The following is a 16,269-nucleotide window of genomic DNA, read 5'->3' as shown; positions in this document are numbered from 1 at the left end:
ACATGAAAAAGAATTCGGTAATTATTAAGACTGTTTTATCAATGATAGTAGTGTCATTTTTGATACAACTATCTTCGTGCGACAAGAAACAGATACGTTTATCTTATTATGAAAGACCCTCTTATCTTATAACGTACTCAAAAAATGAAATAGTAATAAAATCGTCAAAAAAGAAGGAAGCAGAACATTTCTTTTATAAAAATGGCGAATACTTTAATTCAAAAGATTCTACATTATTTTTCTCCGTAATTAAAGACACTATAGTTTCTATAAGAAATAAAGAAATAACTTTTAAAATGGAAATAGAGAAAGAAAATAATGGGCTATTCAAGACTACCAGGTTTTTATTACATAATCCCGGACCCAAATTTTCATATAGTATATATTACTATGATTCTAAATATCAAATTTCCAAAATAATAGAAAATGATTTAATTATATGCAAATAAATAATGTAATCTATAACACCTACGGACAAGGAAAATGAAAGAAATGCCAGCTTGACAACGTCAGTGACGTGAACTATCGCACGGAAGCCACTCCGGACGAGAGCCGGAAGACACGCAACAGCCACGCCTACGAGTATGACGCGAACGGAAACCTCGTGTACGTCAACACGGGACGCACGAAGAAAGATGGAACAACAGACGAGAAAACCCATGAGCGCAAGCTGAAATGGGACGAAGAGAACCGTCTGCTGGCCTCTGACGACGACGGATTCGTGACCAACTACTGGTATGACGCTGACGGCGAGAGCACAGTAAAGACCAGCGGCGATAGCGAGCAGGTATATGTGAACTCAGAGTTTGCCGACACTATAAAAATAACAACAGGCAATAAAAAGTTTTGTTTTATTCTTCATAATCACTCAATTTTAGCTAAGCCTTTGAAATGAGAATTATCATCGCAGTTGTTTTGAATATAATAATCAGCATAATCTATTTATTAGGCATGAGCCTATTAGATAGACTTGCTCCTATAGCCCATCCTGATATTGCTCACGGATTGACAATGATAGCTTGGACAAGCATATTATTTGTTATTCAGTTCCTATTATTATTCCTATTTTTATTTTTAGGAAAAAACAAATTTAATTTTTTTATCCCACTTATTCTTCCATGTGTATATGAACTAAGTATATTAGATGTATACCCGAAGCGTTCATTTGTTTGGCTATTCATTTTACTTGTATTGTATATTTGTTATTATTTATTCTTGATAAAATGTAATTTGTATAAAAAGTCCTCTTAATTATAAAAATTATTTATAAATACTAGATGCCTGATAAACGATAGACAAATGAGGCCAGGCAAGCGAGCACAAGCTTATTTCAAAAGAGAAAAGCCACATGCCGGACTATTGCGATGACAGATTTGGGCCGAACTACGTGTTTGGTATGGGCGGCGAACGTGCAGTGAAGACCAACACTGAAAATTTTACAAAGCCATAAACCGTGAATATAAGACGCAAAGAAACGTTTTGTTAAAAAAGAGCAAAGAACAAGACGATTGACAATGAAAACATTGCGTTTCAAATAAATTATGACTATCTTTAGGCGGGAAAAAGGAAAATCGATATAACACTTTATTGCAAGCCGACCATTAGCATTAATAAGGTTTTTAATTTCCCGAAAGAAATATGATTAAAGTTTAAAGGCCTTTTGCAGAGCGCTGCGCAGGCACACTCTCTCTACTCAGCTAAGTTAAACGACATGAAAAACAGCCAAGCATAAAGAAAATTTATCTTTGACATAATTAATAAAAAATTTATATGAGAAATTTTGCTGCCTATTTATTATTATTGTATCCATTAATATTATTTGCCTGCCCGCAAGACGGACAGCGTAATTTTGTGAACCATAATACCATATTACTTGACTCTACTGCGACGGACAACTGTGTTAAACCTAAAGAAACTTTACTTATTGATTCTGCTAAAGTGGCTATTTTTGCATCTGTACTTGATGCCAATAAAATATACATTTCAGTATATAAAGACAGAGAAGGCGTTATGAAACAGAAATTGTCTCCACACCTGAAAGAAAAGATATCAGAAGCAGAATCGAAGTTAATTATAAAAAAAATCAGTAATGTATTTATAGAGTCTAAAGGTGATATTATTATTTCTAAAAAATATTTTCCTATAGTAGTAGCAGCAGACTATCCTTGGATTACATTTGAAATTTATATAAAGGGAAAGAAAATTGTTAAAAAGTATATTGTGGGAAAACGACAAGGCAATTATGAAATAACATATTCGGAATCATTTTCAAATTTGTATAATTATTTATTTGAAAAAGCAAAAAATTTATTTGAACAAGGTATATTCTTACCAAGGAAAAGAATAGTCAAATGAAATTTAACGGAGAGTTATTAAATGATGGAAGTAATGTCAGGTTTGGATTAGAGATTATTGACAAGTTATATTTGCAGGCAATCTGCATTGTTAGGGAATTGTAGAGATCTTTTATGAAATCTATATTGAAAATATTTTGTTTTATTGGCAACTTATAAAAAATAATTAATATGAAAGTAAAATATATAATTTTATTATTATTGTTTTTCACTTCCTGCGGAAGCCTCACTGAATTGAAAATGTTGAATTGTAAGATAGAAGGCGTAAAATATAAGATTAAAGTTCCGAAAGGATATGAATTGTATGAATATTCTACAATAGAAGAAAACATGGTGCAATTGAATTATTCTGATTCGTCATGCATTTATTGCGGTTCTCCAGACATGACGCCCAATCATAGAAATATAAAATCGGTTAATGATAGTATATATTCATTGAGGTTTCAAAACGTACCTTTAGCAGAAGATATAAATGAATCTATAGGATTCAAGTTGATAACCATACGTCCTGATACATTAGACATTGCGGGACAAGATTCTGTAGGACTATTATGGAGAGACGTCATAATTAGAGATATATGTGTAGGTTATAAGAATGTAAAAAAATCAAATAAATTACTTTTTGACAACGCCATCAATTCATTACGATGATTATTGTTAGTTTATAAATATAATGGTAATAAATAATTTAGTATTCATTTTATTATATATGAAATCACAATGAAAATGAACGCAAACTGAAATAGAACGAGTATAACCGACCTATTGCGATGACGGATCCGTGACCAACTACGGGTTTGGTATGGGCGGTGAAGACCAATACTGAAAATTTTACAAAGCCATAAACCGAGATTCATTATATAAATATAAGACGCAAAGAAACTTTTTGTTAAAAAAGAGCAAGGAACAAGACAATTGATAATGAAAAACGTTGCATTTCAAATAAATTATGACTATCTTTAGACGGGAAAAAGGAAAATCGATAGAACACTTTATTGCAAGTCGACTATTAACATTAATAAGGTTCTTAATTTCCCGAAAGAAATATGGTTTAAGTTAAAAGGCCTTTTGCAGAGCGCTGCACAGGCAATCTCTTTCAACTCAGCTAAGTTAAACGACATGAAAATTAGTCTTATACCAGGATGGGGATGGATTGCTGATGGCGTATATTTCGGTTCTGATGTCATGGTGACATTATTTACGGGTAATTCTATAGGTGAACATTTAGATTATTATATCGAAGATAATTTTGATAAAAATAACGGAACTTTGTTAAAGTGGTGAAAATGGATTATATATATTATAGAATGTATGTATGGTACAAGAGAAAAAATGATTGTGCCATAGTAAATAGCATATTATTTATAGCTTCTGTTAAATTTTTTTGTGTTTCCCCATTATGGGGATTGTAATAGCATTTTTCGAGAGTGACAAAAATAATATGACTTTAATGTTATATTTAGTATATGCTATTTCAATGCTTATGCATTCATTGATAAAGTATATTAGGCAAACCAATTCGATATTAGAAAAGTACAAACATTCGAAATACAATAAAACAATACACAACTATGTAATATACAGCATATTACCGATAAGTATAATTGGAGGGATACTTTTTTATATTATACTTTATAAAACTGTTATCATTCCATATTCATTAAGAGGAAAATTCTTTTTCCTAATTGATTGTTAACAATAAGAGCGCATTCTCAACCTCTGAATTTTGAGAGCAGGCTGATGCTCCGCGAGGACGGAACAGGCGCCATAGAAATGATCCAAACTCAAGAAATAAATTTTATAAGATAAAATGAGTACGAACTTTAATTATTGTGTATTTTCTATCTTTTGCATCGAGGATTTTAATAAGATCCTCGATGCAATAAAAATAATATATAAATCTGAGCTAAAAGAAAAAAAAGCGGATATATATAACAGCATTTTTGACATTGATAAATTCATCAATCCTCCAAGTGGGGGAAAACATTTACCAAGATTTTGTTGTTGGAAAAATGAACTTTATAAAGATAAAATCTTTTTTATTTCAAACTATGAAGATGGATTAATAAATCTTTGTAAGCAGATCCAAATAAAATTAGGATGTAGCTTGATAATGTGTGCTATGTCAAATAATTTAACATATCCTAAATATATGTTTTATTATTTGAATCAAAGTGAAAATGAAAGATTGATTCAAGTGTATAAGGAGGATAAATGGATATTCTATGAAAAGGGATATGCCTTACCTTTTGAAAATGTAAACTTTTATAAAAAAAGACAAATTCGCGAGCGTTTAAATAATGAAATAATTTATTATTATTTAAACAAAAACGGTATAGATTTTGAATCTATAGACAAAAAAGTTATAATTTTTTTTGAGTTTGCTCGTAAGCATTGGTAATATATAAAATGTTTTTTTACTGAAAGTAGTATATGCGACATAGGTGTCGTTGTGGAAAAAATAAATTTATACAAAAAGTGTCATTGAAGTTTCTTATGAATGGATAATAAATAACAGTTATATCAGATAGCAATAAAAAGAGACGGTCAAATAGCTTGCATTCGATGACTTTTTAAGCTTCAATTTGTCGTCTTTTGCAGCTAAAAAGACCGCCTCTAAGATGCCATAAAATTTTTGACATGAAACGACCTGTATACGACACCAACGATCCCGACCACCTTACGCAGATAACGCAGCGGCTGGGCAACGGCACGGTCGTGACCAACATCGACAGAATGGGCCGTATTACAGGCGTGCGCGGGCCGACGCGGTAAATGTGGACTATGATGTTAAATATAGTCAACAACTGCAGGCAATCAAAGAAAATTATGCTACATTTGGGGTGCCGTACAACGGAACGGACAATGACGACTATGTGGACGGTGAAGGATTCTGCTGTGACGACGGCACGATGGAAGCTGCCATGGCTCAGGCCAACGCACCGGAGGACAACTTCCAGGAAGGCGACGCCTACGAGAACCTGCAGTTCTACTACCATGCAGACCATCTGGGCAGCAGCAGCTACATCACCAATCTGGACGGTGAAGTGGTACAGCACATAGAGTACGTGCCGTTCGGCGAAGTGTTCATTGAAGAGCGGAACAACATTTGGAATACGCCTTACCTCTTTAACGCGAAGGAGTTTGATGAGGAGACGGGACTGTATTACTATGGTGCGAGATACTATGATTCTTGGTTGAGCTTGTGGATGTCAACAGATCCATTGGAAGAAAAATATCCAAATATCAGTAGCTATTGTTATTCAAATAACAATCCTATAAAATATATCGACCCTGATGGGAATGATTGGTTTGTCAATGACCAAAATTTTTATGTTTGGTCTATGGCTAATTATGTGCCTGGATTTGATTATGCTGGTAATTTAATACCATCAGGTGTATCTCGATATCAAATCTTAGAAGAAATTAGAGGAAAATATTATCATAAGTATACAAGTAATATTTTTTCTTCTATTGGAAATTTTATTTTTGGGAAAAATAGTTTCATAGAAAAAAAGCCTATAGCCATGCAGAAGAATCATTCAATAATGAGCTGATTTATCAAGGGGCAACAATTATCTCTTTGTCTATAGTAGGAAGAAAGGGAAAGACTATTCTTGCTGCTTTTAAAGCAAGCAGTAAAAGTGTCTGGTCTTTACCGTGGCTTGAACGTGGTTTAATAATTGAGGAACAATTAGGAAAAAACTTGAAAGGAAATTTCCCGGTAATAGATAAATTCCTGAATGGTGTTGCAACGAGCATAAAAAGTATAGACCTTAATGCAAAGAGTTATCAAAATGGAAAAGTTTTATTTTCTACCTTAAAAAGGTATATCGATAAAGTAGCAAAATTCAAAGGACAACGTTGGAATGGGGTTGTCATCTCAGAAGAAGATATAACAAAAAGAACTTTGGACATAGCTATTCCAAGGGGTGCTTCTCCATCACAAGTAAAAGTTTTACAAGAAGCTACTAAATATGGAAAATCTAACGGAGTAGAAGTAAATATACAAGTTATTAAGTAAATATCAAAGAATTGTTATTTGCCATTGAGTATAAACTTATGGCAAATAACAATTTAATCAATTATAAAATTATATATGGCTATAAATAAACAAATAACAATATGTAAATCGGCAACAGAGTTTATTGTTTATCCAGAATCGAAAAATGAAATAGGATTATGGGTTGCGCATACACCTTGCTTTATTACATCGAATTGTGAAATTCATAATATTGAGAATATAATTAATGAAGCTTTACAATATAGTAATTCAGGGATACAAATTACAAATGGGATACAAAAAAATGTCCTAAAAGAATTGCACATTAAAAGTTGGAAGACATTGTATAAAATGTATAAAACAATCAGTTTATCCTTAACTGAAAATAAAATAATTATTACACCATATGTGTATACACAAAAAGGCGTATTTCCAGATACTGAAATAAAAACTTATTTCGATATTTGGGATTATAACAGTGCAATTATACAACTTCTTAAATTGTGATTCTCTATTATTCAAGTATGACGTTATGGAACGTGTTACCAGTATCACCCATGAATATATATACGCGAGTTCTGGATAAAACTCATACGAGCGGCAGCGGAAAGACGCTGAAGAGCATACAGGAAAGCGGTCCGGACGGAGCCATAACCACTACGTTCGAATACGACGGCATACAGCGGCTTGTACGCGTAACCGATGCTGACTAGTGATGCACCTGCCTCAGCATCATCTCCTAAAGGAACTTTTAAGCCATTTAATAATTGATGTTGAATATGTTAGAAAAAGAAATTAATAAAATTTTGGCGGATTGGAATCCACTATCCGTCCCCCAATATATCTCAGAATACGAATATGTCAGTTATGTACCTCATCTTAAATTATTGGGTAATAATGAGTATGAAATAAAAAAATATCTTATTAAGATAACAAAAAAAATGGGTATTACTGGAGATGATAAATTAATTGCGCACGACATCGATGGTGTTACAAAAAAAATTATAAATTTATACAAATAGAATTATTGACTTTTTCAAAAAAATAATAAATATCAATTATATATAAAGAGAGAGAGACAACCAAAAAGCTTGTATTTGATGGCTTTTCGTATGTCAATTTGCCACCTTTTGCAGCACCCAAAACTGTCTCTTAAATGTCATAAAATTTTTGACATGAAACGAACTTGCATATTACATCAACTACCCCGACCACCCGGAGAACAACGTAAGGTACTACTACGGCGAGCGCAACGCCTCTCAGAACCGCATCGGCAGGCTGATGCTGCGCGAGGACGGAACAGGCGCCATAGAATACTTCTACGGCAAGATGGGCGAAGTGACCAAGACCCGACGTACGCTGATCGTGCCTAACCAGGCCATCGCCACCTACGTGACCCAGTGGACCTACGACAGCCACAACCGACTGCTGGAGATGATCTACCCGGACGAAGAGAAAGTGACCTACACGTATGACCTGGGCGGACAGCTTACGAACGTACACGGAGAAAAATCGTACGGATATGACTATGTGAACCGCATAGGATATGACAAATTCGGCCAGCGAACGTACATGAAGTACTGCAACGGAGCGGAGACATTCTACACCTACGACCCGCAGCGTCGCAGACTGCAGAACCTGAAAGTGAATGCCGGAGGAAATACCATCATGGACAACGCCTACACGTATGACGCAGTGAGCAACGTGCTGAGCGTGGCAAACGGAGCTGCCCTGCCACAGAGCGGCAAGGCCGGCGGACAGATGAGCCACAGCTACACCTACGACGCACTCTATCGTCTGACAGGCGCAACCGGAACCTACACGGGGGCAGACAGCAAGACGGCAAGTTACACGCTGGCAATGGGCTACGACAACATGCACCGCATCACCTCGAAGAGCCAGCACCTTACACAGGGCAACCTGCAGTTTGACGGCACACTGAACGTGGGTTATGACCTGACGTACACCTACGGACAGGAAGATGGAAAGAAATTCCAGCTTGACAACGTCAGTGACGTGAACTACCGCACGGAAACCACTCCGGACGAGAGCCGGAAGACACGCAACAGCCACGCCTACGAGTATGACGCGAACGGAAACCTCGTGTACGTCAACACGGGACGCACGAAGAAAGATGGAACAACAGACGAGAAAACCCATGAGCGCAAGCTGAAATGGGACGAAGAGAACCGTCTGCTGGCCTCTGACGACGACGGATTCGTGACCAACTACTGGTATGACGCTGACGGCGAGCGCACAGTGAAGACCAGCGGAGAGAGCGAGCAGGTGTATGTGAACTCAGAGTTTGCCGGCGGACGCACCAACACGGCCAAGTTCTCACTCTACGTGAGCCCTTATCTCGTGGCAAACCAAGGCGGACGCTACACCAAGCACATCTATATAGGCTCACAGCGCATCGTATCCAAGATAGGTGACTTCGCATCCTACGGCGCAGATCCGAGGCGCATACAATATGCCGGCAGCGAGGCTGACGCGGTAAATGTGGACTATGATGTTAAATATAGTCAACAACTGCAGGCAATCAAAGAAAATTATGCTACATTTGGGGTGCCGTACAACGGAACGGACAATGACGACTATGTGGACGGCGAGGGCTTCTGCTGTGACGATGGTACGATTGAAGCTACCATGGCTCAGGCCAACGCACTGGAGGACAACTTCCAAGAAGGCGACGCCTACGAGGACCTGCAGTTCTACTACCATCCCGACCACCTGGGCAGCAGCAGCTACATCACCAATCTGGACGGTGAAGTGGTACAGCACATAGAGTACGTGCCGTTCGGCGAAGTGTTCATTGAAGAGCGGAACAACATCTGGAATACGCCTTACCTCTTCAACGCGAAGGAGTTTGATGAGGAGACTGGATTGTATTACTACGGTGCAAGGTATTATGACCCGAGACTGAGTTTGTGGATGAGCGTAGACCCTATCTCTAATTATGACCCACTGAATAGTGAGAATTTTTTAGATGGCCAGCATAATGGAGGTATATATAATTATGCAAATCTAAATCCTTATGTATATTGTTATAATAGAAGTACCGTCTATATAGATCCTAATGGGAAACAAGGTTTTAGTGGTGCACTCTTTGGAGGATTTATTGGAGGATTCACAGAGTATGCTTCTATAGTCGGTTCTAAGATGTTATTTAAGAACAAGACCTTTAAGGAAGCAAACAAAGAATTAGATTCGGGTGATTGGATAAACATTGCGTTAAGTGCTGGATTTGGAGCTGCTTCAGGCGTTATAGACAATGGCATATCAAGAATGACCAATTGGATAGCTAAACCTACAAATAGAAAAATCGTAACGAAACTTCTTGAAAATGGCATAGATATGGTGGAAGAAGCCCTCAGTCAATATATAGAAACTGGAAAAATAAGTATCTCATCTATGTTAGTAGGAGCGCTAACAGAGGTCGGCATGGGTAAGTTAATTGGTGAGAAATATGTAAAGAAAGCCTTAGGAGAAGCTACAGATGCTGTAAATGCTGCTGAAAAAAGGTTAGCGGACTTAAGTAATAGAAGGCATCCTAATGCAAAGTTGATACATAAGGCTCAAGAAGATCTTAACAGTGCAAAGCAATTTTACGGAATAATTAAAGGGTTAGATATTGGAAATGAAACTGCAAAGAAAACAGTTTCAAAAGGTGCTTCAGATAGAGTTGAATAACAAAATAAATCACGACATCTTTATTGGATGTCGTGATTTACTCATAAAAATAAGGAAATGAAAAGTGTTACAAATAAGGAACTTATAAGTGTCATATTGATAAATATCGGCGCATTAGCATTTGCTATCTATATTTGGCTCATATACGACCATAGACAAACGATAATCAATAGTGAGGAACCAATACAAAATTATTCGGTACTGGAAGTTAATTGCTATCGTAAAAGTGGATCAAACATACTCATAGAGTTCAAAGGAAAGCAATATTATGTAGAAGTTGTCAGAGATAAATGCATACAGTTTGATCCACAAAAAATACAATTCTTTTATGACAAAGAAAGAGATGAAGTTTATGAAGAAAGTGGGCTAGCGGTAAGACAGGTAGTAGCTTGTTTCATTCTATATTTATGCTCGTGTATATGGTTGTTTACAGTAATAAGAAAAAGACTTAGTAGTAGTTGATTACATATTAGACATTAACGGCTTCAGCTGTAAAACCTGTATAGGTATGATTCAGACGCTACACCAAGCACATCTATATAGGCTCACAGCGCATCGTATCAAAGATAAGTGACTTCGCATCCTACGGCGCATATCCGAGGCGCATAGAGTATGCGGGCAATACATACACCTTATATTATATTGCCACAGTTCGTCGTCAGGCAAATAGATTTTAATTAAACAAGGTGATTTATGCTCTCAGCCATCCTTGCAGGTCTTTTCGTACGTTTTTTCTTGACACAGCCCATTATGCCAGCGAAAAAGCAAACGGAAAGACTATTAAGATAAGGCAAAAGCACAGGCTGACCAATAACATAAAGCATTAACATTGCTGAATATTAATTACTGGTTTGGACATAAAAGACGGCAAACGGCATTGGAAAAGGTATGCTTTTAGATGATGAAACGTGGTGTTTTACGATGTAAAAGGACAGCTTTTACAAGCTGCATGGCCATGTAACGACGCAAAAAGGAAAAGAGATATGAAAAAGATTTTAAGAAAAAACTCATCACTCATCACAAAGCTGCATAAGGGCCTTGTAGTCAATGCTTTAGAGTGTGACGAGTTGCATTTCCAACTCATCACATCCGAGGTAAACGGTCTGTTGCGTGATGAGTACGGAAAGCAACTCATCACAACTTAACAAGCTGTAAATCAGCATATTAAAAGCTATTGTGACGAGTGATGAGTTTATTAAGATAAGTTTTTTGTATCAGAATTTTGCCGAATCACAATGGTCGCCAGTTTAGCGCTAATAAAAAAACGACGAAATGAATTTGGGTAATGATTTGCGAGATTCGGATAGTCACTACGTTATTTGAGCTGCGCTTATTGACATTTAAGCACAATTGGCCATTAGACCGCACATTGTTTTATCTGTTTTGTGTCTTCATGCTTTCAGCCCGTCTTTTAGTTTCTGAACGCTGATAGCCGATTAGGGTTAAAGCGCCTGTGCCCATTTTCGCAAAAGGCGTTTCGCATAATCGGGACGCACGAAGGTTAAATTTAGTTAATAGCATTTTTGCTTTTGATTACAAAGCAAATCAGTAATCGTTTAAAGAGAAAAACATCAGAAAATCTATTAACTTAATAAAATTAGCTTATGAAAAAAATTTTTACTTTAGTAGCAGTTGCACTTGCAGCAATGAGCGCAAACGCTCAGGATTATTATGCTGCCGCAACTTATGATGCAGACAAGAACGTAGTAATGGCAGAAGAATTCCAGAATGCTGTTATCGACACTCAGAACGGCAAATCTGTTGTTACCGTAGATCTTACAAATGTAACAATGACAGCAGTAGGCGGCACTACTCCTAAAGAAATAGACAAAGACGCAAACGTATCAGAATGGAATGCCATAGAATGGAAGACCGGCAACCAGGGCGACATCGAGTTTCCTTACGTACAGGGAACAGGTAACCCCTACGTTAAGCTTCTGGCAGAAGAAGTGATTACAGACGGCCAGCCTACAGGCACATACCGTCCTGCATACGAATACTACGAGCCGGACGGAAGCAAGGGTCTGCCCGTGTCAGGACTCTACTATGAGTTCAAGGCTAAGGCTGAAGGAACCCTCGTACTCGGTGTATGGATCAACAAAGGTAACCGCAAGCTCTTCGTTGTAGACAAGGAGACACAGAAGGCTCTGACACCTAACGTAGACTATACTCTGGACGGATATGAGAACGGCGTGACAAACGAAGACGGCACAAAGGCTTACACCATGGGCATTCCTACAAAGGGAACAGAAGGTGACGACCTGTACATCTGGGGTGCAAAAGGCGGCAGCCAGGCAATCTGGGGATGGCTGAACATACCTATGAAGGCTGACCAGACCTACATGGTGTTCCTGCACAGCGCACAGATTGGTGTAAGCGATGTTGAATTTGAAGCCGGCACAAGCGGCATCAACGACATAACAAACAACACATTTGACGCTGATGCTCCTGTATACAACCTTGCCGGACAGCGCGTAAGCAAGGATGCAAAGGGCATACTGATTCAGAACGGAAAGAAGTTCATCAGAAAATAAGCCTGATGACGATTGTGTACGAATCGTACGTAAACCAATAAACATCTTTTATACATAACGCACAAATAATCTTCCTAAAGACAGCACGCCTGTCATTAGGAGGATTATTTGCTTTTGGGGGATATGATTAATCCTGACTCTGCTAATCACAGTTTTTCTTAATGACTTGCCACTCCGGCAGCTGCACCATACCGTTGTTCTTTTTGACGAGATGCCCGCAGACACACAAAACTGGCGCAAACGGACAAGCAGAAGCATGCCATATCTAATGCGGACATCAAAACACAACCGGAAAAACTAATACATGAAGGATAAAAAAAACATATATTTTCTATGTCTGCCATGCGACAAATATGCACCATCCGAGACGTATCATGTTATAAATCAGCAGTTTACACCGGAGACAAAAGCGACAAATAGTTTAATGCAACCTTTTGTTTTTATTTTTTATTATATTTTGGTTACATTTTTCTATTATATCCGTCAAAGAATTGTAAAGGAGAAAATATGCCCTGATGCCATGGGCAAGACATACTTGAAAAAACAAATTTAATTATATTGTATAACATTAATAAAAACATTCTTATGAAGAAAAATCATTTTTCACTACGAAGAAAGGCATACGCCCTGATGTCGCTTGCGGCAGGCGTGCTGCTCTTTGCTTCATGTGCGCAGGATGGTTTCGACGAAGAAAGCTTCGACAGCGGTGTATACAACACACAGCTTGAGGCTCCTTCAACAGACGACATCCAAATCACGGCAAGCGCAGATGGAACACAACAGACCATCAGCTGGCCGGTAGTCTATGGTGCAGGCGGCTATCATGCCATCCTGACTAACACTACTGCAGGAGAAGTATTGATAGACTCTGTCTACGACGGCACTTCATTCGCCGTAGCACGTGTTGAGGACAACAACTACGAACTGTCTCTGGAGGTTCTCGGCAACGAGGAAAGAAACAACACAGGCTGCGACCCTGTAATCAAGACTTTCAACACCTTTGCCGTTGCATTTGCAACAATTCCTTCAGGAAGCGACCTCTGCGAATACTTCCAGAACAACCCTATACCTGAAGGCAACGAAGAGGAACTCGTATACGACCTTGAGGAAGGCGGACTGTATACAGTTTCTAATATTCTTGACTTTGGCGGAAACAAGATACAGCTGCGCTGTACAAACGACCAGAAGAGACCTACAATCACTTATGGTGAACAAGGAACAATACGCACATCAGCTCCTCTGAAACTGAAGAGCCTCAACTTTAACTGCAGCGCATCTGCAAACGAGGCAATAGGACTGAGCGAGACACCTGACGAGAGCATAAAAGGCGCAACAGGCAGCGGCGACTACTACAACATAATGGGTACGCTGCATATCACAAGCTGTAACTTTGAAGGAGTGAACGCCCAGTTTATACACGACAACAACGTGAAATATTGTATTGAGACATGTGTCATTGACAACACTGTGGTGAAACTGACATCTACAGCATCAAGCGGCGTAAACAGCAATGCCATAATCTACTTCAAGTCAGGATTCATCAACAATCTGACCGTACAGAATTCTACATTCTGGAACGCCGGCGACTCTGATGCAAAATACTTCATACAATACAACAACTCAGGACGCTGCGACCGTGCCGGATACACATCTAACAGCGTAAACATCAAGAACAGCACATTCTACAACATCGCAAAATCAGGACAGTGGGCTAACTACAGCGGATTCAGCGGCAAGGCAACATCAGTATTTGTACTGACAAACACAATATTCGTTGACTGTGCCAAGGAAATAGCACGCCGCTTCATCGGCGGTAACTTCAGCACAAGCCCGTCATACACATTCCTTAACAACACTTATCTGCAGGATGCTGCCACAGACACTTATGACAATGAAGAGAACTACGACAAGAGCGGCACTGCAATAAAGAGCAACCCGCAGTTTGCAGACCCGACAAACGGCGACTTCACTGTCAACGGAGGCGAACAGCTGTCTAAGAGAACCGGCGACCCGCGCTGGCTTCCGGCTGCAGAATAATAATCGATAACAAAAGAAAAACATAAGATATGAAAAGAAAATTCATAAAAGCTCTATGCTTCGGCCTCATGGTTTGTGCTGCCACACCGGCACTGGCACAAAGCCAGACGGTGAAGGGTACAGTCGTTGACGAAAACGGCGACCCTATCATTGGCGCATCTGTCCGCATAAGCGGCAAGGAGGGCACCGGTGTGATAACCGACATAAATGGTAACTACACCATCTCTGCACCCAAGGGCAGCAAGGTGACAATATCCTACATCGGATATCTTACACAGACCGTTGCTCCCGGCGGAAGAACACAAATGCAGGAAGACTCACAGAATCTTGAAGAAGTTGTCGTAGTAGGTTACGGTGTGCAGAAGAAGGCTCACCTGACCGGTTCTGTTGCAACTGTTCCGATGGACGAGATTCAGGACATGACCTCAGGTGGTCTGGCAAGCAGTCTGTCAGGACTTGTCAACGGTCTGAGCGTAAGCGGCGGCGACACCCGCCCGGGCGAAAACGCAACAATGTATATACGTGACACCAACTCGCTCGGAGACGTAGGTAGCGTGGCACAGCAGCCTCTGTTCGTCATCGACGGATACATCTATCCCAACGACGTAAAGGTGGGCAACTCAACACAGAACCTCGGTGCAGAGGCATTCAACAACCTCGACCCGGCAGAAGTGGAGAGCATCTCTGTGCTGAAGGACGCTTCAGCAGCCGTCTACGGTGCACGTGCGGCCAACGGTGTTATCCTCGTTACCACAAAGAAGGGTAAGCTCGGCGCACCGCGCATCTCTTACAGCGGTACATTCGGTTTCACAGACGCCGTATCACATCCCAAGATGCTGAGCGCATACGAGTATGGCCGTCTCTACAACGCTGTTGCAGCAGCCGACCCGAAGAACACATCGCTCAACCATCTTACAGACCTCTATCAGGCAGACGAGCTCAACGCCATGAAGGGCCTCAACTACGACCTGCTGGACAAATACTGGGAGACTGGCGTTACGATGAAGCATAACGTAAACCTCAGCGGAGCAACTGACCGTGCAAGCTATTTTGCAAGTCTTTCTTACTTCGACCAGGACGGTAACCTCGGCAACCTTGACTACAACCGCTGGAACTACCGTGCAGGAGTAGACGTTAAGGTAAGCCAGTGGCTGGGTGCAAACCTCAGTGTATCAGGCGACTACGGTAAGAAGAACACACCTTACATCAAGGTGGGCGGTACTTCTAACGAAAAAGACTACAACATCCTGCTCACACGTCCGCGCTATATTCCGGAGTATGTAAACGGCCTGCCAATCGCAGCATACGGAATAAGCAACACTCAGGTGGACGATGACCAGAACTACTCATTCTCTGAACTGAGAAACAACGGCGACTACAGCCGCACGATGAACTCTAACATCAACATTCAGGGAAGCATCAACTACGACTTCGGATGGAGCAAGATACTGAAGGGACTGAAGCTGAGATTCTCTTACTCAAAGAGCATCAACACAGACAAGACCAACCAGTATGGCTCTGAATACAAAGTGTACACAATGCAGACACGCCCCGGAAGCGGAAGCCACCTGTATACTCCGGTAGAAGGTCAGGACTACAGCCAGTTTATCACTGAAAACAACCTGCTGCCCCATACAATAGCCAACCG

At 39.7% G+C, this 16,269-nt stretch carries 16 protein-coding genes and 1 pseudogene; all 17 read left to right on the top strand.

The window, feature by feature from the left end:
• Positions 1-2: 2 nt before the first annotated feature.
• Entirely contained in the window at positions 3-449 is a 447-nt protein-coding gene (locus QVO66_RS02350) for a hypothetical protein (RefSeq protein WP_021853785.1), read from the top strand.
• A 68-nt stretch (positions 450-517) separates the two neighbouring features.
• Positions 518-895: a hypothetical protein gene (locus QVO66_RS02345; RefSeq protein WP_021853784.1), complete on the top strand. Its 378-nt coding sequence runs from the start codon at positions 518-520 to the stop codon at positions 893-895.
• 875 nt (positions 896-1,770) lie between these two features.
• The gene (locus tag QVO66_RS02340; RefSeq protein ID WP_021853781.1) at positions 1,771-2,355 is read left to right on the top strand and encodes a hypothetical protein; all 585 of its coding nucleotides are present in this window, start codon (positions 1,771-1,773) and stop codon (positions 2,353-2,355) included.
• Positions 2,356-2,525: 170 nt separating this feature from the next.
• Positions 2,526-3,005: a hypothetical protein gene (locus QVO66_RS02335; protein WP_021853779.1), complete on the top strand. Its 480-nt coding sequence runs from the start codon at positions 2,526-2,528 to the stop codon at positions 3,003-3,005.
• A 468-nt stretch (positions 3,006-3,473) separates the two neighbouring features.
• A complete protein-coding gene (locus QVO66_RS02330) occupies positions 3,474-3,638 on the top strand; it encodes a hypothetical protein (protein ID WP_288172460.1) in 165 nt (54 codons plus the stop codon).
• A gap of 526 nt (positions 3,639-4,164) precedes the next feature.
• A complete protein-coding gene (locus tag QVO66_RS02325; RefSeq protein ID WP_021853776.1) occupies positions 4,165-4,755 on the top strand; it encodes a hypothetical protein in 591 nt (196 codons plus the stop codon).
• A 239-nt stretch (positions 4,756-4,994) separates the two neighbouring features.
• The gene (locus tag QVO66_RS02320; protein WP_021853775.1) at positions 4,995-5,129 is read left to right on the top strand and encodes a hypothetical protein; all 135 of its coding nucleotides are present in this window, start codon (positions 4,995-4,997) and stop codon (positions 5,127-5,129) included.
• Positions 5,102-5,662: pseudogene (locus tag QVO66_RS02315) on the top strand (RHS repeat domain-containing protein); the annotation flags it as partial. The gene QVO66_RS02320 and the pseudogene QVO66_RS02315, both read left to right, overlap by 28 nt.
• A gap of 275 nt (positions 5,663-5,937) precedes the next feature.
• Complete coding sequence (locus QVO66_RS02310) at positions 5,938-6,378, top strand: hypothetical protein (RefSeq protein ID WP_288172459.1); 441 nt, start codon at positions 5,938-5,940, stop codon at positions 6,376-6,378.
• 75 nt (positions 6,379-6,453) lie between these two features.
• Positions 6,454-6,864 carry a hypothetical protein gene (locus QVO66_RS02305; RefSeq protein ID WP_021853773.1) on the top strand — a complete coding sequence of 137 codons (411 nt, stop codon included), beginning with the start codon at positions 6,454-6,456 and terminating at the stop codon, positions 6,862-6,864.
• A gap of 50 nt (positions 6,865-6,914) precedes the next feature.
• The gene (locus tag QVO66_RS02300) at positions 6,915-7,070 is read left to right on the top strand and encodes a hypothetical protein (protein WP_288172458.1); all 156 of its coding nucleotides are present in this window, start codon (positions 6,915-6,917) and stop codon (positions 7,068-7,070) included.
• Positions 7,071-7,136: 66 nt separating this feature from the next.
• Positions 7,137-7,379 carry a hypothetical protein gene (locus QVO66_RS02295; RefSeq protein ID WP_021853771.1) on the top strand — a complete coding sequence of 81 codons (243 nt, stop codon included), beginning with the start codon at positions 7,137-7,139 and terminating at the stop codon, positions 7,377-7,379.
• Positions 7,380-7,929: 550 nt separating this feature from the next.
• Positions 7,930-10,050: an RHS repeat domain-containing protein gene (locus QVO66_RS02290; RefSeq protein ID WP_288172474.1), complete on the top strand. Its 2,121-nt coding sequence runs from the start codon at positions 7,930-7,932 to the stop codon at positions 10,048-10,050.
• Positions 10,051-11,033: 983 nt separating this feature from the next.
• Entirely contained in the window at positions 11,034-11,195 is a 162-nt protein-coding gene (locus QVO66_RS02285; RefSeq protein WP_021853768.1) for a hypothetical protein, read from the top strand.
• Positions 11,196-11,654: 459 nt separating this feature from the next.
• Positions 11,655-12,584, top strand: a complete 930-nt coding sequence (locus QVO66_RS02280; protein ID WP_021853766.1) for a hypothetical protein — start codon at positions 11,655-11,657, stop codon at positions 12,582-12,584.
• Positions 12,585-13,169: 585 nt separating this feature from the next.
• A complete protein-coding gene (locus QVO66_RS02275) occupies positions 13,170-14,621 on the top strand; it encodes a DUF4992 family lipoprotein (protein WP_021853764.1) in 1,452 nt (483 codons plus the stop codon).
• A gap of 29 nt (positions 14,622-14,650) precedes the next feature.
• Positions 14,651-16,269: SusC/RagA family TonB-linked outer membrane protein (locus QVO66_RS02270; RefSeq protein WP_288172457.1), on the top strand; the 1,619-nt coding region annotated here is incomplete at its 3' end.

Source organism: Prevotella sp. CAG:255, from assembly GCF_000431195.1.
Taxonomy (GTDB): Bacteria; Bacteroidota; Bacteroidia; order Bacteroidales; family Bacteroidaceae; genus Prevotella; species Prevotella rara.
Note: the sequence above shows the minus strand (reverse complement) of the source record. Positions and strands in the feature narration are given on the sequence as shown.